This is a genomic window from Cellulomonas sp. P4_A2, from assembly GCF_056402515.1.
This window is the reverse complement of the sequence record NZ_JBFUHG010000242.1, coordinates 1-363: the sequence shown is the minus strand read 5'-3', so window position 1 is coordinate 363 and position 363 is coordinate 1. Positions and strand designations below refer to the sequence as shown.

At 65.3% G+C, this 363-nt stretch carries 1 protein-coding gene; it reads right to left on the bottom strand.

All coding sequences use genetic code 11. The features are described 5' to 3' along the window. Positions 1 to 363: DUF3159 domain-containing protein (locus AC1DUE_RS20900; protein WP_477041306.1), on the bottom strand; the 363-nt coding region annotated here is incomplete at both ends.

The window sequence follows — 363 nt, the reverse complement described above, 5'->3', positions numbered from 1 at the left end:
ACCCAGGTCAGGTACACCGCGAGCAGGAACGGCGGGATCTTCAGGGCGACCAGGACCCAGCCGAGCTGGGCGGTGTCGGCCCACCAGTAGAGCGGGAAGAGGATCGCGCACTTGGCAAGCAGTATCAGACCCCAGGCCCAGCTGGCCTTGGCATACGCCTTCTTGCGGCCGGGGTTCCGGGTACGCCAGGAGAGGTTCTCCTTGAAGACCGGCCCGAGAATCAGCCCTATCAGCGGCACCCCGGCGATCGTCGTGACGATGTAGGCGAGGGCCAGGCCCAGCGTGTAGATCATGCCGGGCAGGTAGAAGTCCTTGGCGTTGCCCGTCATCATCGCGAAGACCACACCGAAGGCGACGCCGAAG